Consider the following 24,956-nt stretch of genomic DNA (forward strand, 5'->3'; position numbering starts at 1 on the left):
GCGCGGTGGCGGTTGAGCCGGTTGATGCCGCACTCGACGGCGTGGCGCTGCCTGCAGGTTTCCGGGTCGAAGGCAGGCGGCCTGCCACCGTGTGTGATCCCCTGGCCTGGCGATGAGCGTCCTGGCCGGCCAGGACACGGTCGGGGCGAGTGCGCGCACGGCGACCGCTGGCTCGCGGGACCCGGATGGCGGTCAGAATCGGGGCGAACTGCGGGCTGTCGCCTCGCTGACCGGCGGTGAGCACCACAGACAGTGGCTTCCGGCCCCGTTCGCAGCTCAGGTGCAGTTCGTGGACCCCCGGCCCGCTGCCAGCGCCGGAACAGCGCGTGCGCCGCTGCCCATGATCCGTCGCGGCAGCAACGGCTCAGCTCAAGCAGTCACCGCCGAATTCGATACAGGCCCGCTGCTTGGCGGGCGGGGCTGGCAGAGCGGGGTTCGACCGGCCGTGTCCGGTCACGCCAGCGCCGGCGCCGGGCGCTCAGAGACGCGGCGGTGGCGCCGAAGGTGTGAGGTTGAGTTCGGCTCCGTCCATGAGCTGCGCCCAGCGGGTGTAGTAACCGCGGGCACCGATGTCGTTGAACAGGTGTCCGGTGCGGACGTCGAACCCGGGGATCTCGGCGCCGGTGTGGTCCTCGAAGCCCATGCCCATCTGGTAGTTCAGCGGGGTACTGCGGGCGGCGAACCCCCGGCCCACCGCGGAGATCTCCGACCAGTTGTCGTTGTCGTCGCTTTCGAAGATGCCAGATGTCGAGAACACCAGCGAGATGCCGTTGAGCCTCTGCCGCCGGGTCTCCGCGTCGGCTCCGACCGGAACAGCGACCCAAGCCCAGATCTCCATCTCCTCGGGGCCACGCGGCTGCCACAACCGGATCGGACCGGCGAACCCGAGCACGGAGAAGTTGGGGAACACCGTGGCGTGCGCGACCGTGGGTTGGCCGGTCAGGTCGACCATCGCCCCACCGTGCCCGGCATCGCTGGAGTACTGGAAGACCTTCCCATCCGGCTGGGGAATTCCTCCCATGGCCTGCAACGCGGAGGCGTGCGTGGTGTCGGTGTGGTAGCCATCGGTGGCGAATCCTTCAGCGGGCAGCTTCCAGTTGCCCTTGACCCGCCATTTCATCGGCCCGACCAGCTCGATGTCACCACCCAGCGTGTCGATGAACGAATCCAAGGCGGGCCGGGCGGTCTCGAGGTAGTCGGCCAGGTCGGCGACTTCGGGGTCCCAGGAGCCGAAGACCATGCCGCGGTAGGATTCGACGCGGGTGACCGGGATCAGTGACCAGCCTTCCTTGTCCAGCCGGCCGTGGTAGCCCTCGTCCTCGCGCGGCACCTGGACCAGCGCGCCCGAAGTGTCGTAGGACCAGCCGTGGAAGGCGCAGGTGAACCGTTTGGTGTTGCCGGAGTCCTGGCGGCACACCCGCATCCCCCGGTGCCTGCACACGTTGAGCACGGCCCGGATGCCGCCGTCGCGCTGCCTCGAGACGATGACCGGGTCCTCGCCCATCATCGCGGTGACGAAGTCCCCCGGCGAGCGCAGCTGCGACTCGTGAGCCAGGAACAGCCACGAGCGGGCGAAGACCGTGCTCAGCTCCCGTCGATAGATTTCTTCCGAGTGAAAGATGTCAGCAGAGACCGTTCCGGTCTTCTCGAAATCGATCAGATCCGCATACATCCGCGTCACGCTCCCGTCACTACTCGATGTCGGATCGGCTGCCTGTCAGAAGAACAGGCCGAGGTTGTTGGCCTGCACCACGCTCTCGGCGAGGTGGATGGTGCGGTTGGCGATCTGGAAACCCAGGCCGGAATGGGCACGCAGGGTGTCGGTTCGCCGCCCGGAGAAGGAGTCGACGTCATCGGCCAGCCGGTTGCGGTAGATGCGGAACACACTGCGGACGAGGTATTCGTCCTCTACGTCGGTGGGTTCGGCGGTGATGTTGGTGATCGACCGGACGGTGCGGGGCGGCGGGTTGTCCGACCACGCCGTCGGCTGTTGCAGCCGTGTCACGCGGAGCGCCAGCGTACCCTTGTTGTCGTCGTAGTGGTTGAACTCGTCGAGTCCGCTGGCTTCCGCGAGCAGATCGCGGTGCAGCCGGGTACGCCGCAACGGCATGAAGTAGTGTATGTCGTCAGCGATCAGGTCGAACCAGTCGTTGAAGCGAGCTTCGTCGAGCAGCCGTGCTTCGAAGTACAGGAACTGCTCGATCTCGTACAGCACCGGGGGTGGAACACGGCGCGGTGGCCGCACCGGCGGTGCATCGGCTGGTCGAGGCCGGTATGCCTGGGTGGAGATGACGGGCTCGGTGGACGCGGTCATGCGGAGACTCCCTCAGGGAATCGGGGCGGTCAACGGGTAGCGGAAATCGCGAGTTCGACCCGGAGGACCAGAGGTCCCGGTCGATCGGGGGGCAGGGTCATCGCCGAGCTTTCAGGTAGATCACATCGTCGATCACCGCGACCGTCCAGGTCTCGACGGGCTCGGTGGCCGGCATCGTGAGCGCGGCCCCGGTGCGCAGGCAGAACAGGGAAAGGTGTGCCGGGCACTCCACCGTTTCGCCATCGACGAAACCGTCCGAGAGCGGTACGTCGTCGTGCGTGCACCGATCGGTCACGGCGTAGATACCGGTGGCGGCGCGCACCACCACGACCGGCCCCCACGGGGTCTCCACTCCCCGGGGCTCATCCAACGCCAGCTCATCGGCAGGACACACCGGGACCAGCTCAGTGGGCGCTGCACTCATCGGACCTCTCTTCCTGACGCCCTGATAGATCCTCGTGGTCGTCTGGTGACGGCTGGCCGGGCCGGAATCAGAATCGCGACGGTCGAACCGCTGGTTCAGCAACCAGAGCCCCACCCGCCATGGCCCGTCTCAGGTGGGCTGCCGAAACATTCAAGATCATTGTGTTGCCAACCGATGGTAACTCAGGGAATGCGGGTCGCCAAGTGGTGGCGATACGCCCGCACCGGTGCCGTGTCGACCGAGGACAACCCGTTCATCTTCCGCGCCCACTTCGCCAGCGGCGTCGTACTGGCTTTGCCGGTGAACGCCGCGCCGAGGGACGCCATCAAGCCGTGCTTGACGACTACCCGCTTCAGCGGTGACATCTTCTCCTTCGAGAAAGAGCGGAAGAGGTAGCTCCCCGCCGTCATGCGTTGCCGGATGGCGGCCTTGACCTGCGTGGATATGTCGTTCTCCGCCAGCCAGTCCAACCGCCCGCATTCAGACACCGCCTTGTCGAAGGTGGCCGCCTGCTGCTCGGTGAAGAGATCGACCATCGAGAGGTAACCACCCGGCTTGAGCACCCGTGCGACCTCGTCGAAAAAGCCGCCCAGACGTGGATAAAGATGCGAGCTCTCCACGTTCACGACGACATCGAAGGCGCCGTCTTCGAATGGAATTGACTCGGCGTCACCAACGGTGAAGGAGAGCTTGTTCCCACGTGAATAACGCGCGTTCGCCCGGTCGACCGCGGTCTTGGAGATGTCCACGCCGGACATTTCCGCCCCGTCGACCACCCGAGACAGGAAGTTGAGTCCGGCACCGATACCGCTGCCGACCTCGAGCACGCGTTTGCCGTGGTAGTCCGCAAAGCTCAGCGGAACCTGGCGAAGCGCGTAGAAGTACATGAGCTCAGAGAAACCATCGGTGTCGAAACTGTCGAAACCGGGGATGATCTCTTCGACCTCCCGCCGCAGTCCGGGATCGTGGAATCCCCAGTTCCACAGAATACCGAAATTCCAGTTGGCGGCGATCATGTCGTACACGGAAGAGACCGCTTCCTTGGTCTTCGCGGCCACCTCGTCGCCGTCGTTCCCGGTAACCGCCGGGCTCAGTTCAGCCGGCTTCGCATCAACCATTGTCACTTCTCCCCATTGCTCGGTCTGGTATGACTGTTGACAACTGCTTCATTCTTGGCGGGCGGTCTGGGGTGTTCCACGTAGCGACAGACCGGCTCGGCGGTAGATCGCGTCGATCACCCCCATGGTGGGGATGAAGTGCTCGGGCCCGGTCCGCAGGGACTCACCGCGCAGCACCGCGCCGGCGAACGCCTTGAGTTGGCACGTGTAGGTGTCCGGCTGCTTCGCCACCCTCTCGGTGGTCTTCTTCCCACGCGCCTGCAGCACGAGCTTGTTGAATCCCTGCGGCGCGATCGGGTTGACCACCGTCAACGTGCCCGCGGCTCCCTCGACTCGCCCCTTGATCGCGAGAATCGGCCAGCCCCACATCACGGTCCGGATCCGACCCGTCGCGCCGTTGGGGAAGCGCAGGCGGGCATCCATCCACCGGTCCACCTCGGGCACCCGGGTCTTCGCCCTGGCCCTGGTCACCTCCACCGGTTCCATGCCGGCGAGCGTGCGCAGCACCGACACCGCGTACACGCCCAGATCCATGACGGCACCCCCACCCAGTTCGTACTGCCAGCGGATGTCCTTGCTGCTGGGTACGGGGAAGCTCACCCGCGCCTCGACGTGCCGGACCTCACCGATCGAGCCATCCGCGGTGATTTCCGCGATCCGGTCGAAGAGCCCGTGGTAGAGCGGGTGCATCGCCTCGCCGATGACGCGGCCCGTCCTGGTCGCGACCTCGGAGAGCAGGCGAGCCTCGGCTTCGTTGCTGGTGATCGGCTTCTCGCAGAGAACGTGCTTGCCCGCCTCCATCGCCCTGGTGCTCCACACCGCGTGCAGTGCGTTGGGAAGCGGGAGGTAGACCGCATCGATGTCCGGATCTGCCAGCAGCGCCTCGTAGCTGTCGTGGACTTTCCGGATACCGAGTTTCTCCCCGTGTTCACGCGCTCGGCCGGTGTCCCTGGCCGCGATCGCCGCCACCTGGATCTCCGGCACGTTCCGCGCCGGGTCGGTCAGCGCCTGCTTGACGACCCGGGCCGCCCCCAGCACACCGATTCGCACCCGATCAGTCAAGATCGTCTCCTTCTGGTTGTACGCCCACCCGGGCATCGGATCCCGGCTACAACGAGCCTTGCACCACCTGCGCGACCCGCAGCGCGTTGGCGGCTATGGTGAGGCTGGGGTTCATGCCGGTGCTCGAGGGAAACATCGAGGCATCGACCACGTAGAGGTTGTCCAGACCCCAGGCGCGGTTGTCGGGGTCGAGCACGCTGGTCTCGGGGTCGTCGCCGAAGCGGCAGGTTCCACACTCGTGGCCGAGGACACCGTTGGACTGCGCCCCCGACAGGTGAACCGGGAAGATCCGCGAACCGGGGTACTTCCCCAGCGCCGCCTTGATCGTCCGCATGAAGTTGCCGTGCCGCTCCAGGTCCGCTTCGGCGGCCCGGTACTGCAACTCGAGCAGCATCCCGCCGGAGCCTGGCAGGACGCGGTTTCGGTGGTAGGGCAGGTCCTCGGCGATCGACGCCATGACGATGACACGATCCTCCAGCTCGCGCTTCCAGTACCTCCCGGCGAGCCGGCGCAAGGGACCGAAGATACGCCGGCTCCGGCGGCTGCTGTTCATCAACGTGTCATACGGGAAGACCCGCCCGAGCGACTGCAGCGCACCGAACTTCTGGCCGTTGCCCGAGTAGAAGTCACTGACTCCGATCTCCTTGGTCTGACCGGACACGGGTGCCGCGCGAACGCGGAAGAGGAAGAGGTCGACGAAGTGGCGCATCAGGTTGCGGCCGACGAGATCGTTGTCGTTGGCCAGGCCGTACGGCCACTCCTTGGACTTCGAGTTGAGCAGGAGCACGGGCGTGCACAGCGCACCGGCCGCGAGAACGACCACCTTCCCCTTGAAGTGGAACGTCTCGTCATGTCGCCGGGCGACCACACTGGTCACCTTCGTCCTGCTCGCCTCCAGCCGAACCACGGTGGTTTGGTCGAGCAGCGTGGCGTCGTGGTCGCGTACGGCGGGCTCGACGCAGATGTTACCGGAATGGTTCTTGCACTTCGAAGCGCAGAGAAAACCCTGACAGGCTTGGCAGTTGTCCTTGTACTCGCAGGCAACGTGCAGGTTGTAGGGGTGCATGCCGCGTTCGGTGAGGAACTCGGCGATCTCGGCGTTGGCGGCCGTCATGGGGGGCGGCTGGATGAGCGAGTCGGTGTCGTCCTCGGGGCGCAGCGGATCGGCTGCCCCCCGGACCCGGTAGAGCTGCTCGGCTTTCCGGTACCAAGGGGCCATTTCGTCGTACTTGATCGGCCAGGCTTCCGGAACGCTGGAATCAGCGACGTCGGCGAATGCGGCGCGCGGCTCGAAGTCCTCCCGGAAGAACCGCTCGGTGACCATTCCGTAGAGGGCGGAGGAACCGCCGGTGCCGGATCCGACGGACGGGATGAACGGTTTGAGCTCTCCTTTGCTGTTGGTATCGAGGACCTGCTCGGTGTTCCGCCCGGCGCGGGCGAGGCGTTCACGGTACTCGGCGTCGGTCAGCTCGGCTATGTCGAAGGTCTGCTCGGGGAAAACTCCGGCAATTGTTCCGGGCGAGGAAAAGCTGGAACGGCCTTTTTCGAGGTAGAGAACGCGCCGACCGAGTCGGGTGAGCTCGTAGCCGATCGTCCCCCCACCCATACCCGCTCCGATGACGATGGCGTCCCACAGAGTCGACTCGGCCTCGCGTGGATCGGTCACACTGCCTCCCAGCTTTTGCTTTCTTTGAGCCTCGCATGGCGACATCACCGGATCACCGGCACGATATCCCAAAAATGATCCACCATCCAGGCCGCGTCACTGTTCAAGTCGGCCACGGGTTCCGGCCGGCTGTTCCGCCCTCGGGCAGTCGTGCGCATCCCCGTCGCCTTCCGGCAACACAACCCCGCACAACCAGTCTTCCACCGCCCGCGCGGTGGACCCGGCGAATTCGTCCATCATGTTCCAGTGGTCACCGGGCACGTCGACGGCGGTGTGCTCGAATTTCCATGAAGGTCGCAGTTCTTCCACGTCCGCCTCCGGCCCGCCGGAAACCGGCGGCGTCAAGGCGCGAACGAAGAGTGTCGGCGCGGATATCTTCTCCGCTTGCCACTCCAGGAACAGGTCGGCGTATGCGGCCATCGAGGTCAGTTGCACGTGGTCGTACTGCCCGAATCGCCGTTCGCGCTCGACCTGGTCGTCCGCCCACATCGCCCGCAGCGAGGGGACCACTTCACTCCGGGGCAGGATGGTATCGATGATCACGACCGCGGCCGGCTGGGTGCCGCGGCCTTCCAGCCTGCTCGCGACGGCCTGAGCGAACCAGCCTCCCGCCGAATGCCCGACGAGCACGATCGGCGCACCCGCCGCGGACCGCGCCACCGCCTCCGCGTGGACCTCGACCACGTCGTCAAGAGTGGCGGGCAAGCGCTCGTCCCCGACAAAGCCGGGCGACAGCAGCACGGACACGTTGCGCAGCTCGCGGAACGCGGCGGCGAACCTGGTGTACTGGTACGGACTCTGCTCGACCATCGGAGAGGTGAAGCAGAAAACGCTCGCCCGGCTGTCTTCACTGGACAGTCGCACCAGTCTCGGCTGCTGCGCCTCCGCTGAGCCAGCGCGGAAGACCGGGCGCAGGCGTGCGGCCGCCCGTAGCAGGTCGAAACCCTCGTCGTACCGGGCGAATTCGTTGGCCCTGCGGTACAGCGACGCGATCACATCCGACGAGCCATCGCCGGTACCCTGCGCAGCCTGTCCTCCCTCCACCGCTTCTCGGCCGCCCGCCAGCACCTGCGGTCGCAGGTGCCGCGCCAGCGCGATGGGCGTGGGGTGGTTGAAGATCAGACTCGTCGGCAGGGAAATGCCGGTGGCCCAGCTGAGCCGGTTGCGCAGTTCCACCGCGGTCAGCGAATCCAGCCCGAGCTCGGTGAACGCCCGGCCCGGTTCGACCCCCTCCACCCCGCTGTGCCCCAGGATCGAGGCGGTGTGCGTGCGCACCACCTCCAGCAGCACCGCGTGCTGGTCTTCTGCGGACAGTCCGGCCAACCGGGCGACCAGGGATTCCGCGCCTTCGACGGTGGGTTGCTGGGCGGTTCTCCTGGCCGGCTTGCGGAACATCGCGGGCGCCGCGCCGTTCTGCGCGGCCACCCGCAGCGCGTTGGTGTCCAGCCTGGCCAGCACCAGTAGCCCCTCGCGCACGGACAAAGCCTCGTCGAACAGCGCCAGTGCCTGCTCGGTGGTCAACGGCGCCACACCGTGAGCGGCCATCCGGTCGATGTCCACCGCCTCGGTCAGCTCACTGGTCTGTTCCCACAAGCCCCACGCCAGCGACACCGCCGGATGACCCTGCGCCCGGCGGCGCAACGCCAGCGCATCCAGGAACGAGTTCGCCGCCGCGTAGTTGCCCTGGCCAGGACCACCCAGCAGCCCGGCCATCGAAGAGAACAGGACGAACGCGCTCAAATCGTGCTCACGGGTGAGCTCGTGCAAGTTCAGCGCCGCATCGGCCTTCGGCCGCAGCACCGTGTCCAGCCGCTCCGGAGTCAGCGACTCCACCACCCCGTCGTCGAGCACCCCCGCCGCGTGCACCACACCGGTCAACGGATGCTCCACCGGTATCCCCGCCAGCAGACTGGCCAGCGCCTCCCGATCAGCCACATCACACGCCACCACCGACACCTCAGCGCCCAACTCAACGAGCCCGGCCACCAGTTCCCCCGCCCCCGGCGCTGCCATTCCCCGGCGACTGGTCAACACCAGCTGCCGCACCCCGTGTTCCACCACCAGGTGCCGCGCCACCAGCCCACCCAGCGTCCCCGTACCACCCGTCACCAGCACCGTGCCACCCGGGACAAAACCCCCGGGAACACCACCGGGCGCCGCGGGGACCCGCTCGATCCGCGGCACCCGCACCACACCGTCCCGCAACGCCACCTGCGGCTCATCCAACTCCAACGCCGCTGGCAACACTGCCCACGATTCCGCACTCCCGTCCACATCCACCAGCACAAACCGACCCGGATGCTCCGACTGCGCCGACCGCACCAACCCCCACACCGCAGCCCCAGCAAGATCACCCACACCCTCACCAGCCATAGCCGCCACCGCACCCTGAGTCACGACCACCAACCGCGAACCCGCCAACCGCTCATCCGCAAGCCACGACTGCACCAGCTCCAGCACATCTCCGGTGGCGGTGTGGGTCGCGTTGGTCAACTCGCCGCTGAACAGGTCGCTGGGGGCGACCCCGACCAGCGCCGCCTCCACCACCTCCATGCCCTCGGCCAGCGAAGCCGCATCACGGCACCGGGTGATCTCCACGTCGTCCAGTTCGGCCAACGGCCGCAACACACCAGCGGTGTCACCGACCACCGCCCACCGCGCGAATTCCGCCTCCACGCCGGCCACCGACGATTCGATCCAGGCCACGCGGAACAACGAATCGTCGTCAGGGCTCATCACCCGCAGCTGCTCGGCCGACACCGGACGGGTGACCAACGACCCGACCACCCCGACCGGCACGCCGTTCCCGTCAGCGAGCTCAACCGACACGCCATCCGAACCGGCGGGCGAAATCCGCGCCTGCAACACCGACGCACCCGGGGCGAACACCGACACCCCCGACCAGGAGAACGGCAACCGGGCCTGGACCGCGTCATCCGCACCGCTCACGAAGTCCCCCGCCGTGATCCCGTGCAATGCCGTATCCAGCAGGGCCGGATGTAGCCCGAACCTCCCCGAACCCGCAGCGTCGGGCAATTTCACCTCGGTGAACACGTCGGTTCCACGCCGCCAGACACCGGTAAGCCCTTGGAAAGCAGGCCCGTAGTCGAGACCGACCCCGGCCAACCGCTCATACACCTCATCGACCGGCACCGCCTCAGCACCCACCGGCGGCCAGGTCGCGAGGTCGAATACCGAGGCGGGAAGGTCCGGGGTGAGGGTTCCGGTGGCGTGTCGGGTCCACGGCTGTGCCAAGGCGTCCTCGGCGGCGGAGTCGTCCGGTCGCGTGAAGACGCTCAACGACCGGGTGCCGGTATCCCCGGCGGCACCGACCACGACCTGGACCTGCACACCACCCCGCTCCGACAACACCAACGGGGCTTCGAGCACCAGCTCCTCCACCACACCACACCCCGCCCGCGCACCAGCCTGCAACGCGAGCTCAACAAACCCCGTCCCCGGAAACAGCACCGAACCCATGACGGCGTGATCGGCCAGCCAGGGTTGCGACTCGATCGACAACCTGCCCGTGAACAACACGCCACCGGAGTCGGGCAGGCCGACGGCCGCACCCAGCAACGGGTGCTCGGTCGCGGTCAGGCCAAAACCCCGCGCATCACCAGCCGGAGCGACCGCGTCCAACCAGTACCGCTGCCGCTGGAACGGATAGGTAGGCAGGTCCACCCGGTGGGCACCGGTCCCGGCGAAGAACGTGTTCCAATCCACTGCGGCGCCGTGGGCGTGAGCCTCACCCAGCGAGGTCACGAACCGGTCCAACCCACCATCGTCACGACGCAACGTCCCGATGGCCGCGGCAGGGACGTCGGCGTCTTCGATGGTCTCCTGCAACCCGGTGGCCAGCACCGGATGCGGACTGACCTCCACGAACACCCGATACCCATCAGCGAGCAGCGCGCGGGTGGCCTGTTCCAGCTCCACGGTGTGCCGCAGATTGCGGTACCAGTAGTCCGCCTCCAGGCTCGCGGTGTCGATCGGTGCACCGGTCAGAGTCGAATACATCGGAATCGAAGCCGAGGTTGGGGCAATCGGCGCCAGGACCTCCAGCAGCTCCTCACGGATCTGCTCCACCTGCACCGAATGCGAGGCATAATCCACCGGAACCCGACGAGCCCGCACACCCCCCGCCTCACACGCGGTAATCAACTCATCCAAAGCGGCTGGCTCACCCGACACCACCACCGAAACCGGACCGTTCACCGCCGCCACCGACACTCGCCCGGCAAACGGCTCGACCAGACCACGCACCCGCCCGACCGATTCGGCCACCGACACCATGCCGCCACGACCAGCCAGAACGGTCAACGCGCGACTACGCAGCGCCGAGATCCGGGCCCCGTCCTCCAGCGACAGCGCACCAGTCACACAGGCGGCGGCGATCTCACCCTGGGAGTGGCCCACCACCGCGTCCGGCACCACCCCATGCGCACGCCACACCTCGGCCAGTGACACCATCACCGCCCACAACACCGGCTGCACCACATCCACCCGATCCAGAGACGGCGCACCCGCAACCCCACGAACCACATCCAGCAACGACCACTCCACAAAGGCGGACAACGCCGCAGCACACTCGCCCAGCCGCTCCGCGAACACCGGACTCGATTCCAGCAACTGCGCCGCCATCCCCACCCACTGCGACCCCTGACCCGGGAAGACGAACACCACACCACCAGAACCGGCAGCCGCCGCTACCGGCCACTCACCCCCCGCAACCGCATCCACACCCCGCAGCAACCCCTCCCGATCACCAGCCACCACCACCGCACGATGCTCCAACGCAGCCCGAGTCGTCACCAACGAGTACGCCACATCCACCGGCGACACGTCCTCATCGCCCCGGACCCGTGCAGCCAACGCACGAGCTTGATCCCGGACCGCCGCCTCACTCTTGGCCGACAACGCCCACGGCACCACACCCAGCGAACGACCCGGCGCCTCGTCGTTGGGCGAGTGCTCCAGCTCGGACGCCTGCTCCAGGATGACGTGCGCGTTGGTGCCGCTGATGCCGAACGAGGACACCCCAGCCCGCCGGGGCCGCTCCACCTCCGGCCAGGACCTCGTTTCGGTCAACAACTCCACCGCCCCCGCCGACCAATCCACGTGCGACGACGGCGCATCGATGTGCAAGCTCTTGGGCAAACACCCGTGCTGCAACGCCTGCACCATCTTCATCACACCAGCCACACCAGCGGCAGCCTGCGTGTGACCGATATTCGACTTGACCGACCCCAACCAGAGCGGACGATCACTTGGCCGACCCTGACCGTAGGTCGCCAACAGCGCCTGCGCCTCGATCGGGTCCCCGAGAGTCGTGCCCGTCCCGTGCGCTTCCACCGCATCGACCTGATCGGCCGACACCCCGGCGTTGGCCAACGCCTGACGAATCACCCGCTGCTGCGACGGACCATTCGGCGCCGTCAAACCATTCGACGCACCATCCTGGTTCACCGCGCTCCCCCGCACCACCGCCAACACCCGGCGGCCATTGCGCCGAGCGTCAGCCAACCGCTCCACCAACAACAACCCCACACCCTCAGAGAAGCTGGCACCGTCCGCCGCCTCCGCGAACGGCTTGCACCGCCCGTCCGACGCCAAACCGCGTTGCCGGGAGAAATCGATGAACGCCGCGGGATTGGACAGCACGGTCACCCCACCGGCCAGTGCCAGTGAGCACTCCCCCGACCGCAACGACTGCGCCGCCAGGTGCAACGCCACCAACGACGACGAACACGCCGTATCCACCGTCACCGCAGGACCCTCGAAACCGAACACATACGACACCCGGCCCGACGCGACACTCCCGGCACTACCATTGCCGAGATACGCCTCGGCGCCTTCCGGAACCCCACCAGACCGCATGCCGTAGTCGTGGTACATCACGCCCGCGAAAACACCGGTCGCACTGCCGCGCAACGAATGCGGATCAATCCCGGCGCGCTCGAACGCCTCCCACGCGGTCTCCAGCAACAACCGCTGCTGCGGATCCATCGCCAGCGCCTCACGCGGCGAAATCCCGAAGAACCCCGGATCGAACTCCGCCACGTCATAGACGAAACCACCTTCGTTGACGTAGCTGGTACCGGCATTTTCCTGATCCGGATGGTACAAGCGCTCAACATCCCAGCCGCGATCCGCCGGAAATCCGGAAATCGCGTCCTTCTTCGAGGAAACCAGGTCCCACAACTCCTCCGGGGAACTCACGCCGCCGGGAAACCGGCACGCCATACCCACGATCGCGATCGGTTCCGGCTCCTCGGCCTGCTGAAGCCGCTTCCGCGTCTGCCGGAGTTCGGTAGTCACCAGTTTCAGGTACTCCCGGAGTTTCTCCTCGTCCGCCATCCCCATCATCCCGTCGAAGTCGTGGTCAAGGTGTGCAGTTGTTCGCGGTACCGCTGGCGTGGCGAGCTACCCGGCCAGTTCGACCATTTTCGGAACCACTTCGATGGCACCCGGCAACGCTTTCACTTCCGCCGCGACGTTCCTGGCTTCGGCCCGCATCGCGGTATCGGCCAACAGCTTCTGCACCTGGCCGGCATCCAGCTCGCCAGGCCGCACCACCAGGCCGAGGCCGCGCTTGTTGATCGCGCCGGCGTTGAGGAACTGGTCGTCGGCTTGCGGCAGCACGATCTGCGGCAGGCCCGCGTCGATCACCGTCAGGGCGGTGCCCGCACCACCGTGGTGGATCACCGCGTCCGAGGTGGCCAGCAGTGCGTTCAGCGGCACCCACTTGACCAGGCGGATGTTCTTGGGCAGCCCTCGCAGCTCGCTCGGGTTGGCGCTGCCGATCGTCAGGACGAACTCGGCGTCGATCTCCCCGGCGCCCGCGACGAACTGCCGAAGCGCGCCGCTGCCGAGCATCTGCGGGATGACCGAGCCGAGGGTGACCGTGATGCGCGGCTTGCTCGGCGGGGTGTAGAGCCACTCCGGCATCAGCGCGCCGCCGTTGTACGGTTGGAAGCGCATCGGCCACCCGTGCGAATAGCTGGAGCGCATGCTCGGCGGTGCCACGTCGATCGAGGCGGTCGGTGCCCCGGGAACGACGCCGAAACGCTCGTAGTCCTGCGTCATCCGCTCGTACATCGACCGGCTCATGTCGATCGGGATACCGAAGTTGATGCCGTGCATCACCGAAGGAATACCCAGTTTCCCGGCGACCAGCGGACCCGCGCCATCCATCGGTGTGTGCACGACCAGGTCGGGGCGCCACCGCTCGGCGAGCTTCATGGTGCCGAACAGCAGGTTCCTGCTGCACTCCGCGAACAGCCGGATCGAGATTTCGGTGGCGACGGACGGCTCGTGCAGATGGGGAACCAGGTCGGCGGAATCCCGCAAGACCTTGCTGAACACACCGGTGAAGTCGACGTCCGGGGCGGCGTCGACGACCTGGAGGCCCGCTTTCGCCGGGGTTTCGTCGTAGCCGCGGTAGTGGCCGGTGGCAAGGAGCACGTCGTGCCCGGCCAGCCGGCACGCCCACGCGGTCGGCACGGTGGGGAAGGTGTGCCCGACACCGGGGGAGGTCACGAACAGAACGCGCATGGTGAAGCCCTTCCTACGAAAGCTCGGTCAACCAGGCCACTCAGGACAGGTCCAGTTCCTTGTTGATGAGATCGAAGATCTCCTGATCACTCGCCTGCTCGATCTCCTCGTCGACGGTGGTCCGCCCACGACCCTGGGCTTTTCTCCACCTGGCCAGCAGCGCTTCGAGCCGCTGGGTAACGGTCTCGCCGGGGGTGGCCCCGGCCAGCGCGGCTTCCAGCCGGTCGAGCTCGACCAGGCCGGGGTCCTGACCGGCCGCTTCGCCCTCGTCGAATTCGGTACGCAGGTGCTTGGCGAGCGCGGTCGGGTTGGGGTAGTCGAAAACGAGCGTGGTCGGAAGCCGCAGCCCGGTGGCCGTGTTCAACCGGTTCCGCAGTTCCAGCGCGGTCAACGAGTCGAAGCCGAAATCGCTGAACGCGCGGGTTGGCTGCACGGTTTCCGGGGTTGTGAAGCCGAGCACGCCTGCGACGTGCTTGCGCACCAACTCCACCAGCATCCGCTCGCGCTCGACACCACCCACACCGGCCAACCGCTGCCGCAGGGCGTCGGCCGAATCGCCGCCGGCCTTGGCCGCGCTCCGGGGGCGGGTGTGCACCAGGCCGCGGAACAAGGCCGGGAGCTCACCGGACCGCAGTGCGCGCAGGTCGATCCGAGCCGCCGCCAGCACCCCTTCGTCGACTCCGAGTGCCGTGTCGAGCAACGTCAGACCGTCCTTCGTGGACAGCCCGTCCACTCCGGCGCGGTGCATCCGTCCCACGTCGGTCGCGGCCAGGCCGCCGGTCAGTTCACTGGCCTGCTCCCACCGTCCCCATGCCAGGGAGACAGCGGGAAGCCCCTGCGCCCGGCGGTGCAACGCCAGCGCATCCAGGAACGAGTTCGCCGCCGCGTAGTTGCCCTGGCCAGGACCACCGAGCAGCCCGGCCATCGAAGAGAACAGGACGAACGCGCTCAAATCGTGCTCACGGGTGAGCTCGTGCAAGTTCAGCGCCGCGTCCACCTTCGGCCGCAGCACCGTGTCCAGCCGTTCCGGAGTCAGCGACTCCACCACCCCGTCATCGAGCACCCCCGCCGCGTGCACCACACCGGTCAACGGATGCTCCACCGGTATCCCCGCCAGCAGACTGGCCAGCGCCTCCCGATCAGCCACATCACAGGCAGCGACCGACACCTCAGCGCCCAGCCTCGTCAGCTCGGTCAGCAGCTCCCCCGCCCCCGGCGCTGCCATCCCCCGGCGACTGGTCAACACCAGCTGCCGCACCCCGTGGTCGACCACCAGGTGCCGCGCCACCAGGCCGCCCAGCGTCCCGGTACCGCCCGTGATCAACACCGTGCCCCGCGGATCGAATTCAACGCGATCGCCCGACACCGCAGGGACCCGCTCCAACCGCGGCACCCGGACCACACCGTCCCGCAACGCCACCTGCGGCTCATCCAACTCCAGAGCCGCTGGCAACAATCCCCACGATTCCGCGCTGTCATCCACATCCACCAGCACAAACCGACCCGGATGCTCCGACTGCGCCGACCGCACCAACCCCCACACCGCAGCCCCCACCGGATCCCCACCACCCGCCGGGTCCCCACCCGCCGCACCCCGCGTCACCACCACCAACCGCGAACTTCCGAACCGCTCATCCGCAACCCACGACTGCACCAGCCCCAACACCCAAGCCAGCACACCACGCACCACACCACCACTCACCCCAGCCGACGCACCCTCACCAAGCCCAGCCGACCCACACTCAACCAACACCACCCCCGGCACCTCGTCCTCGGCCAACGCGGCCAAGTCACCACGACGGACGAGGTCCACACCGGACAACGCCGCCAGCTGGTCACCCAGCACACCCCACCGCACCGGCACCCCACCACGCCCAGCACCCGGCACCTCGGCCCACACCAGCCGGAACAACGAGTGATCACTCCCAGGACCCGCAGCCCGCAACTGCTCGGCCGACACCGGACGCGTCACCAGCGACTCCACAACCGCAACCGGCGCACCATCACCATCGGTGAGCGCCAGCCTCACGCTGCCCGACCCGTTCGACGACAGGCGGGCCCGCAGCACGGAAGCCCCGGTCGCGCTCAGCGACACCCCTGACCAGGAAAAAGGCAATCGTGCCTGGTCCGCGGTCTCGGCATCCGTGCCCCCATTTCCGACGACGATCCCGTGCAACGCGGCGTCCAGCAGTGCCGGGTGAATCCCGAACGAGCCCGGTTCCACTCCCTCCGGAAGCCTCACCTCGGCCCAGATCTCGTCGTCCCGCTGCCACACCGCGGCCAGTCCCTGGAACGCCGGCCCGTAGTAGAGCCCCAGCGCGGACATCCGGTCGTACACCGCATCTACCGGCACCACCTCGGCATCCGCCGGCGGCCACGTGTTCAGGTCCGACGACGGCTCCCTGGTCGCGACGGACAACACTCCGGTGGCGCACCGGACCCAGGCTTCCGCCAGTTCGCCCACGCCGTCCGGCCGGGAATAGATGTTCAGCGCCCGGTCACCGGAGTCGTCGGCCTCGGCGACCACGACCTGGATCTGGACTCCGCCTCCCTCCGGCAGGACCAGTGGGGCCTCCACGACGAGCTCGCCGAGGACGTCCCAGCCAAGCTGACGGCCAGCCTGCAACGCCAGCTCGACGAATCCCGCCCCCGGGAACAACACCGACCCGAACACCGCGTGGTCAACCAGCCAGGGCTGCGACTCGATCGACAACCTGCCCGTGAACAACACGCCACCGGAGTCGGGCAGGCCGACGGCGGCACCCAGCAACGGGTGCTCGGTCGCGGTCAAGCCAAGACCCCGCGCATCACCAGCCGGAGCCACCGCATCCAGCCAGTAGCGATGGCGCTGGAAGGCATAGGTAGGCAGATCCACCCGGCGAGCACCCGCCCCGGCGAAGAACCTCTCCCAATCCACGGCGGCACCCCGAACGTGGGCCTCACCCAACGAAAGCAGGAACCGATCCAACCCACCATCGTCACGACGCAACGTCCCGACCGCCGCAGCAGGAACATCAGCGTCCTCAATGGTCTCCTGCAACCCGGTGGCCAGCACCGGATGCGGGCTGACCTCCACGAACACCCGATACCCATCGGCGAGCAGCGCACGGGTGGCCTGCTCGAACTCCACCGTCTGCCGCACGTTGCGGAACCAGTACTCCGCACCCAGGCCCGCGGTATCGATCAGCGCACCGGTCACCGCGGAGTAGAACGGAACACCACCAGACATCGGGGTGATCGGCGCCAGCGCCTGCGACACGACGTCGTGGACGTCGTCCACATGCGGTGAGTGCGCCGAGAAGTCCACCCCGGGAACCGTCCACCGCATCACCCCGGCCTTGCGCAACGTGCGCTCGAACTCCCGCAAGGAGTCCGGATCACCGGTGACCACCACCGACTTCGGGCCATTGACCGCCGCCACCGAAATTCGTCCGCCGAACGGCTCGATCTGCTCCCGCACCCACTCGGCCGACGCCACGATCGACAACATCTCACCGTGACCCGCCAACGCCAACAGGGCTCGACTGCGCAACGCGGAAATCCGGGCCCCATCCTCCAGCGACAACCCACCAGCCACACACGCCGCGGCGATCTCACCCTGCGAATGCCCCACCACCGCCGAAGGCACCACCCCATGAGCACGCCACACCTCGGCCAACGACACCATCACCGCCCACAACACCGGCTGCACCACATCCACCCGCTCCAACGACGGCGCACCCGCAACCCCACGCACGACATCCAGCAGGGACCAGTCCACAAAGGCGGACAACGCCGCGGCACACTCACCCAACCGCTCCGCGAACACCGGACTCGACTCCAGCAAACCCGCCGCCATCCCGGCCCACTGAGAGCCCTGACCCGGGAACACGAACACCACGTCTCCAGCCCCCTGAGCAGACCCCTGTACCACCCCAGGGGGTAGCTCACCCGCGGCAACCGCCTCCAGGCCACGCGACAGCCCGTCTCGATCACCGGCCACCACCACCGCGCGGTGCTCCAGCGCTGTCCGGGTCGTCGCCAGCGAGTACGCCACATCCACCGGCGACACGTCCTCATCACCCCGCACCCGCGCGGCCAACCGCCCAGCCTGCTCACGCAGCGCTGCCTCGTTCTTGGCCGACAGCACCCACGGCACCACACCCAGCGAACGACCCGGCGCCTCGTCGGCAGGCGATTGCTCCAGCTCGGGCACCTGCTCCAAGATCACATGCGCATTGGTGCCACTCGCGCCAAAAGACGACACGCCCGCGCGGAGAGGCCGTTCCACGTCCGGCCACGGCGTCGATTCGGTCAGCAGTTCCACCGCACCGGTGGACCAGTCCACATGCGGGGAGGGCGCATCGATGTGCAGGCTCTTGGGCAACATCCCGTGGCGCAGCGCCTGCACCATCTTGATCACACCTGCCACCCCGGCAGCCGCCTGGGTGTGCCCCATGTTGGACTTGATCGACCCGATCCAGAGTGGGCGATCGCTCGGCCGATCCTGCCCGTAGGTGGCCAGCAACGCCTGGGCCTCGATCGGGTCCCCGAGAGTCGTGCCCGTCCCGTGCGCCTCCACCGCATCGACCTGCCCGGCCGACACCCCGGCGTTGGCCAACGCCTGACGAATCACCCGCTGCTGCGACGGACCATTCGGCGCCGTCAACCCATTCGACGCACCATCCTGGTTCACCGCGCTGCCCCGCACCACCGCCAACACCCGGTGGCCATTGCGCCGAGCATCCGACAACCGTTCCAACAGCAAGAGCCCCACGCCTTCGCCCCAGCCGGTGCCGTCCGCCGCCGACGCGAACGGTCTGCACCGGCCGTCCGTCGACAGACCGCGCTGCCGGGAGAACTCGGAGAAGATACCGGGGTTGGACATCACCGTCACGCCACCGGCGAGTGCCAGCGAACTTTCACCGGACCGCAACGACTGCGTCGCGAGGTGCAACGCCACCAACGACGACGAACACGCCGTATCCACCGTCACCGCAGGACCCTCGAAACCGAACACATACGACACCCGGCCCGACGCCACACTCCCGGCGTTCCCATTCCCGAGATACGCCTCGACACCCTCCGGCACCACACTCGAACGCATGCCGTAGTCGTGATACATCACGCCCGCGAAAACACCGGTCGCACTGCCCCGCAACGAATGCGGATCAATACCCGCACGCTCAAGAACCTCCCACGCGGTCTCCAGCAACAACCGCTGCTGCGGATCCATCGCCAACGCCTCACGCGGCGAAATGGCGAAAAAGTCAGCATCGAAGTCCGCCGCGTCATACAGGAAACCGCCTTCGCGGGCCCTGCTCACTCCCTCGTAGCCCGGCGCGGACGCGAAGTCGTACAGCCCTTCCACGTCCCAGTTCCGGTCTTCGGGGAGCGCGGAAACCGCATCGACCCCGCCTGCAACCAGCTTCCACAAGTCCTCGGGCGATCGCACGCCGCCGGGGAACCGGCAGGCCATGCCCACGATGGCGATGGGTTCGTCGGGTCGTGCCAGCGTGGTCGGGCTTGCTGTGGCCGGTTGGGTGTTGGTGCCGACGAGCTGGAGGTGGAGGTGGTGGGCGAGCGTGCTGGGGGTGGGGTAGTCGAAGATGAGGGTCGCGGGGAGTTGGAGCCCGGTAACGGTGTTGAGGCGGTTGCGCAGTTCCAGCGCGGTCAGGGAGTCGAATCCCAGATCGGTGAACGCCCGGTCCCCCTCGATGGTGTTCGGGTCGGTGAAGCCCAACACGCCCGCCACCTGGGTACGGACCACTTCGAGCAACGTCCGTTCCCGTTCGGCCTCGCCGACGCCGGCCAGGCGTTGCCGCAACGACCCCGCCCTTCTCGCACGCCGTACCGACCCACCCACCAGACCACGCAACAAGGCCGGAAGCCGGGTATTGGACCGCAACGCGGCCGTATCGACCCGGGCCGGGACCAGGACCCCCTCCTGCGTGGTCAAGGCCGTGTCGAACAGGGCTAGGGCTTCCTCGGTGGTCAACGGCGCCACACCGTGGGCGGCTATCCGGTCGGTATCCACATCGCCGGTCAGCTCACTGGCCTGCTCCCACAATCCCCATGCCAGGGAGACACCGGGAAGCCCCTGCGCCAGGCGGCGCAACGCCAGCGCATCCAGGAACGAGTTCGCCGCCGCGTAGTTGCCCTGGCCAGGACCACCGAGCAGCCCGGCCATCGAAGAGAACATGATGAACGCGTCGAGCTTCAAACCCCTGGTCAATTCGTCCAGGTTCAGCGCCGCATCCACCTTCGGTCGCAGCACCGTGTCCAGCCGCTCGGGCGTGAACGACTCGATGACACCGTCATCCAGCACCCCTGCCGCGTGCACCACACCGGTCAACGGATGCTCCACCGGAATCCGCTTCAGCAGACTGGCCAGCGCCTCCCGATCAGCCACATCACAGGCAGCGACCGACACCTCAGCGCCCAACTCAACGAGCCCGGCCACCAGTTCCCCCGCCCCCGGCGCTGCCATCCCCCGGCGACTGGTCAACACCAGCTGCCGCACCCCGTGCTCCACCACCAGGTGCCGCGCCACCAGCCCACCCAGCGTCCCCGTACCACCCGTCACCAGCACCGTGCCCCGCGGATCGAATCCAACGCGATCGCCCGACACCGCAGGGACCCGCTCCAACCGCGGCACCCGCACCACACCATCGGCAATCGCCACCTGCGGCTCATCCAACTCCAACGCCGCTGGCAACAATCCCCACGATTCCGCACTCTCGTCCACGTCCACCAGCACAAACCGACCCGGATGCTCCGACTGCGCCGACCGCACCAACCCCCACACCGCAGCCCCCACCAGCTCCCCATCCACCGCACCCCGCGTCACCACCACCAACCGCGAAACCCCAAAACGCTCATCCGCAAGCCACGACTGCACCAGCTCCAGCACATCTCCGGTGGTCGTGTGGGTCGCGTCAGTCAACTCACCACTGAACAGGTCGGCAGGGGCGATCTCAACCAACACCACCCCCGGCACCTCGTCCTCGGCCAACGCGGCCAAGTCACCACGACGAACAAGGTCCACACCACCCACACCAGACAACGCCCCGAACTGATCACCCAGCACACCCCACCGCACCGGCACCCCACCACGCCCAACCCCTGACACCTCAGACCACGCCAGCCGGAACAACGAGTCGTGCGCATCCCGAACCCGCAACTGCTCAGCCGAAACCGGACGCGTCACCAGCGACCCGACCACCCCCACCGGCAGACCCTCGCCATCAGCAAGCTCCACCGACACACCGTCCGAACCCATACGCGTAATCCGCACCCGCAACACCGACGCACCCGAAGCGAACAACCTCACGCCCGTCCACGCGAACGGCAACCGCGTCCCACCCTCCTGCCGATCGGCGGGAAGGCCGATCGCGTGCAGTGCCGTGTCCAGCAGCGCTGGATGGATGCCGAACGAGTCTGCCTCGCCGGTCATCTCCTCCCCCAGCGCGACTTCGGCGAAGACCTCGCTCCCGCGGCGCCAGACGCTGACCAGACCTTGGAAAGCCGGGCCGTAGTCCAGCCCGAAGCCGGCCAATCGCTCGTAGAAGTCATCGATGTCCAGCGGCACCGGCTCGGCTGCCACCGGCGGCCAGGCAGTGAAGTCGAACGACGGTGCCTCGGCCCCCGTACCCAGCACCCCGGTGGCATGCCGAGTCCACGACCGCGCGGGTGCATCCTCGTCACCATCCTCCGGTCGCGTGTAGACACTCACCGACCGGCTACCCGAATCGTCGGCGTCACCGACCACGACCTGAACCTGCACACCACCCCGCTCCGACAACACCAGCGGAGCTTCGAGCACCAGCTCCTCCACCACATCGCACCCAAGCTGCGCACCAGCCTGCAACGCGAGCTCAACAAACCCCGTCCCCGGGAACAACACAGAACCCAACACCGCGTGATCAGCCAGCCACGGCTGCGATTCGATCGACAACCTGCCCGTGAACAACACCCCACCAGAAGCAGGCAACCCAACAACCGCACCCAACAACGGGTGCTCAGTCGCACCCAAACCAAAACCACGCACGTCACCAGCGGCAGCGCCCGCCTCCAGCCAATACCGTCGCCGCTGGAACGGATAGGTCGGCAGGTCCACGCGGCGGGCACCGGTCCCCGCGAAGAACGTCTCCCAATCCACCGCGGCGCCGTGAGCATGAGCCTCACCCAGCGAGGTCACGAACCGGTCCAACCCGCCATCGTCACGACGCAACGTGCCCACGGCCGCCGCCGTGATCCCGGCGTCCTCAACGGTTTCTTGCAACCCGGTGACCAACACCGGATGCGGGCTGACCTCCACGAACACCCGGCGCCCATCAGCGAGCAGCGTGCGAGTCACCTGCTCCAACTCCACCGTCTGCCGCAGGTTGCGGAACCAGTACTCCGCACCCAGGCCCGCGGTATCGATCAGCGCACCGGTCACCGTCGAATACATCGGGACCGAAGCCGACACCGGCGACACCGGAGCCAGGACTTCCCGCAGCTGCTCATGGATCTGCTCCACCTGCACCGAATGCGAGGCATAATCCACCGGAACCCGACGAGCCCGCACACCCCCCGCCTCACACACAGTGATCAACTCATCCAACGCACCCGGGTCACCCGACACCACCACCGAAACCGGGCCGTTCACCGCCGCCACCGAGACTCGCTCGCCCCACTCAGCAATCCGCTCACGCACCCGCTCCACCGGCTCCGCGACCGACACCATGCCGCCACGACCAGCCAGAACAGTCAACGCCTGACTACGCAGCGCCACCACCCGCGCACCATCCTCCAGCGACAACCCATCAGCCACACACGCCGCGGCGATCTCACCCTGCGAGTGGCCGACCACCGCCGCGGGCACCACCCCATGCGCACGCCACACCTCGGCCAGCGACACCATCACCGCCCACAACACCGGCTGCACCACATCCACCCGATCCAACGACGGCGCACCCGCAACACCACGAACCACATCCAGCAACGACCACTCCACAAACGAAGACAACGCCGCAGCACACTCACCCAACCGCTCCGCGAACACCGGACTCGACTCCAGCAAACCCGCCGCCATCCCGGCCCACTGCGACCCTTGACCCGGGAACACGAACACCACACCACCAGAACCGGCAGCCGCCGCTACCGGCCACTCACCCCCCGCAACCGCATCCACACCCCGCAGCAACCCCTCCCGATCACCGGCCACCACCACCGCACGGTGCTCAAACGCCGTCCGGGTCGTCGCCAGCGAATACGCCACATCCACCGGCGACACACCCGCATCGCCCCGCACCCGCGCAGCCAGAAACCCAGCCTGCGCCCGCAACGCATCCGGCGTCCTGGCCGACAGCACCCACGGCACCACACCCAGCGGACGACCCGGCGCCTCGTCGGCAGGCGATTGCTCCAGCTGGGGCGCTTGCTCCAAGATCACGTGTGCATTCGTGCCACTGATCCCGAACGAGGACACCCCAGCCCGAAGCGGACGTGACACCTGCGGCCACGGCCTCGCTTCGGTGAGCAACTCCACCGCCCCCGCCGACCAATCCACGTGCGACGACGGCGCATCGATGTGCAGGCTCTTGGGCAACACCCCATGCCGCATCGCCTGCACCATCTTGATCACCCCAGCGACCCCAGCGGCAGCCTGCGTGTGCCCGAGGTTCGACTTCACCGACCCCAACCACAACGGACGATCCGCAGGCCGATCCTGCCCATAGGCCGCCAGCAACGCCTGCGCCTCGATCGGATCCCCGAGAGTCGTCCCGGTGCCATGCGCCTCCACCACATCAACCTGATCCGCCGACACCCCCGCATTCGCCAACGCCTGACGAATCACCCGCCGCTGCGACGGACCATTCGGCGCCGTCAAACCATTCGACGCACCATCCTGGTTCACCGCCGAACCCCGCACCACCGCCAGCACCTCATGCCCCAGCCGCCGAGCATCCGACAACCGCTCCAACAGCAACAACCCAACACCCTCAGAAAACCCGGCGCCATCCGCCGACTCCGCGAACGACTTGCACCGCCCGTCCAGCGAGGCCGCGCGTTGCCGCGAGAATCCGACGAAGACCCCCGGGGTCGCCATCACCATCACCCCACCGGCGAGTGCCAGCGAACACTCCCCCGACCGCAACGACTGCGCCGCCAGGTGCAACGCCACCAACGACGACGAACACGCCGTATCCACCGTCACCGCAGGTCCCTCGAAACCAAAGACATAGGACACCCGGCCGGACAGCACGCTGGAGACGTTTCCGGTTACGACATGGCCTTCCGCACCTTCCGCGGTGCTCGCGAGCAGACCCATGTAGTCCTGACCGCTGCTTCCGACGAAAACCCCGGTAGCGCTGCCGCGCAGCGATTCGGGTTCCATCCCGGCCCGTTCGAAGACCTCCCACGACGTCTCCAGCACCAGCCGCTGCTGCGGATCCATCGCCAGCGCCTCACGCGGCGAAATGCCGAAGAAGGTGGGATCGAATTCGGTCGCGCCGGTGAGGAAACCACCGGCCCGCACATAACTCGTGCCGGGCTTTTCGGGATCGGGGTGATACAGCCTCGCCACGTCCCAGCCACGGTCCGAGGGGAATTCGGAGATTGCGTCTATCTCTCCGGAGACCAGGTCCCACAACTGTTCCGGCGAGCTGACACCGCCCGGGTACCGGCAGCTCATCGCCACGATGGCGATCGGTTCCCTCGACTTCTCCTCGACGTCGCGCAGCCGCTCGTGTGTCTCCTGCAGTTCGGCGGTCACGAACTTGAGGTATTCTCGGAGTTTTTCGTCGTTCGCCATCAGAACACCTCCCGGTTGGTAACGGAGCAAGAGCG

Annotated in this window: 8 protein-coding genes and 1 pseudogene; all 9 read right to left on the bottom strand. The window is 67.3% G+C overall.

Translation table 11 applies throughout. The features are described from left to right. Window positions 1-478: 478 nt before the first annotated feature. Complete coding sequence (locus AC07EG_RS05550; protein ID WP_478251818.1) at window positions 479-1,672, bottom strand: aromatic ring-hydroxylating oxygenase subunit alpha; 1,194 nt, start codon at window positions 1,670-1,672, stop codon at window positions 479-481. 45 nt (window positions 1,673-1,717) lie between these two features. After that, entirely contained in the window at window positions 1,718-2,314 is a 597-nt protein-coding gene (locus tag AC07EG_RS05555) for a 3-phenylpropionate/cinnamic acid dioxygenase subunit beta (RefSeq protein WP_478251819.1), read from the bottom strand. Between the two features lie 97 nt (window positions 2,315-2,411). Continuing rightward, on the bottom strand, window positions 2,412-2,738 hold the full coding sequence (locus tag AC07EG_RS05560; protein ID WP_478251820.1) for a non-heme iron oxygenase ferredoxin subunit: 327 nt from the start codon (window positions 2,736-2,738) through the stop codon (window positions 2,412-2,414). A gap of 182 nt (window positions 2,739-2,920) precedes the next feature. After that, a complete protein-coding gene (locus AC07EG_RS05565; protein ID WP_478251821.1) occupies window positions 2,921-3,856 on the bottom strand; it encodes a class I SAM-dependent methyltransferase in 936 nt (311 codons plus the stop codon). 48 nt (window positions 3,857-3,904) lie between these two features. Next, window positions 3,905-4,918 carry a Gfo/Idh/MocA family protein gene (locus AC07EG_RS05570; protein WP_478251822.1) on the bottom strand — a complete coding sequence of 338 codons (1,014 nt, stop codon included), beginning with the start codon at window positions 4,916-4,918 and terminating at the stop codon, window positions 3,905-3,907. A gap of 46 nt (window positions 4,919-4,964) precedes the next feature. Beyond that, entirely contained in the window at window positions 4,965-6,584 is a 1,620-nt protein-coding gene (locus tag AC07EG_RS05575; protein WP_478251823.1) for a GMC oxidoreductase, read from the bottom strand. 96 nt (window positions 6,585-6,680) lie between these two features. Next, window positions 6,681-12,914 (bottom strand): annotated as a pseudogene (locus AC07EG_RS05580) (type I polyketide synthase); the annotation flags it as partial. Window positions 12,915-13,010: 96 nt separating this feature from the next. Then, window positions 13,011-14,090: a nucleotide disphospho-sugar-binding domain-containing protein gene (locus tag AC07EG_RS05585; protein WP_478251824.1), complete on the bottom strand. Its 1,080-nt coding sequence runs from the start codon at window positions 14,088-14,090 to the stop codon at window positions 13,011-13,013. A gap of 91 nt (window positions 14,091-14,181) precedes the next feature. Continuing rightward, window positions 14,182-24,951: a type I polyketide synthase gene (locus AC07EG_RS05590; RefSeq protein ID WP_478251825.1), complete on the bottom strand. Its 10,770-nt coding sequence runs from the start codon at window positions 24,949-24,951 to the stop codon at window positions 14,182-14,184. Between the last annotated feature and the right edge of the window lie 5 nt (window positions 24,952-24,956).

This window comes from Amycolatopsis sp. NPDC045836, assembly GCF_056431745.1.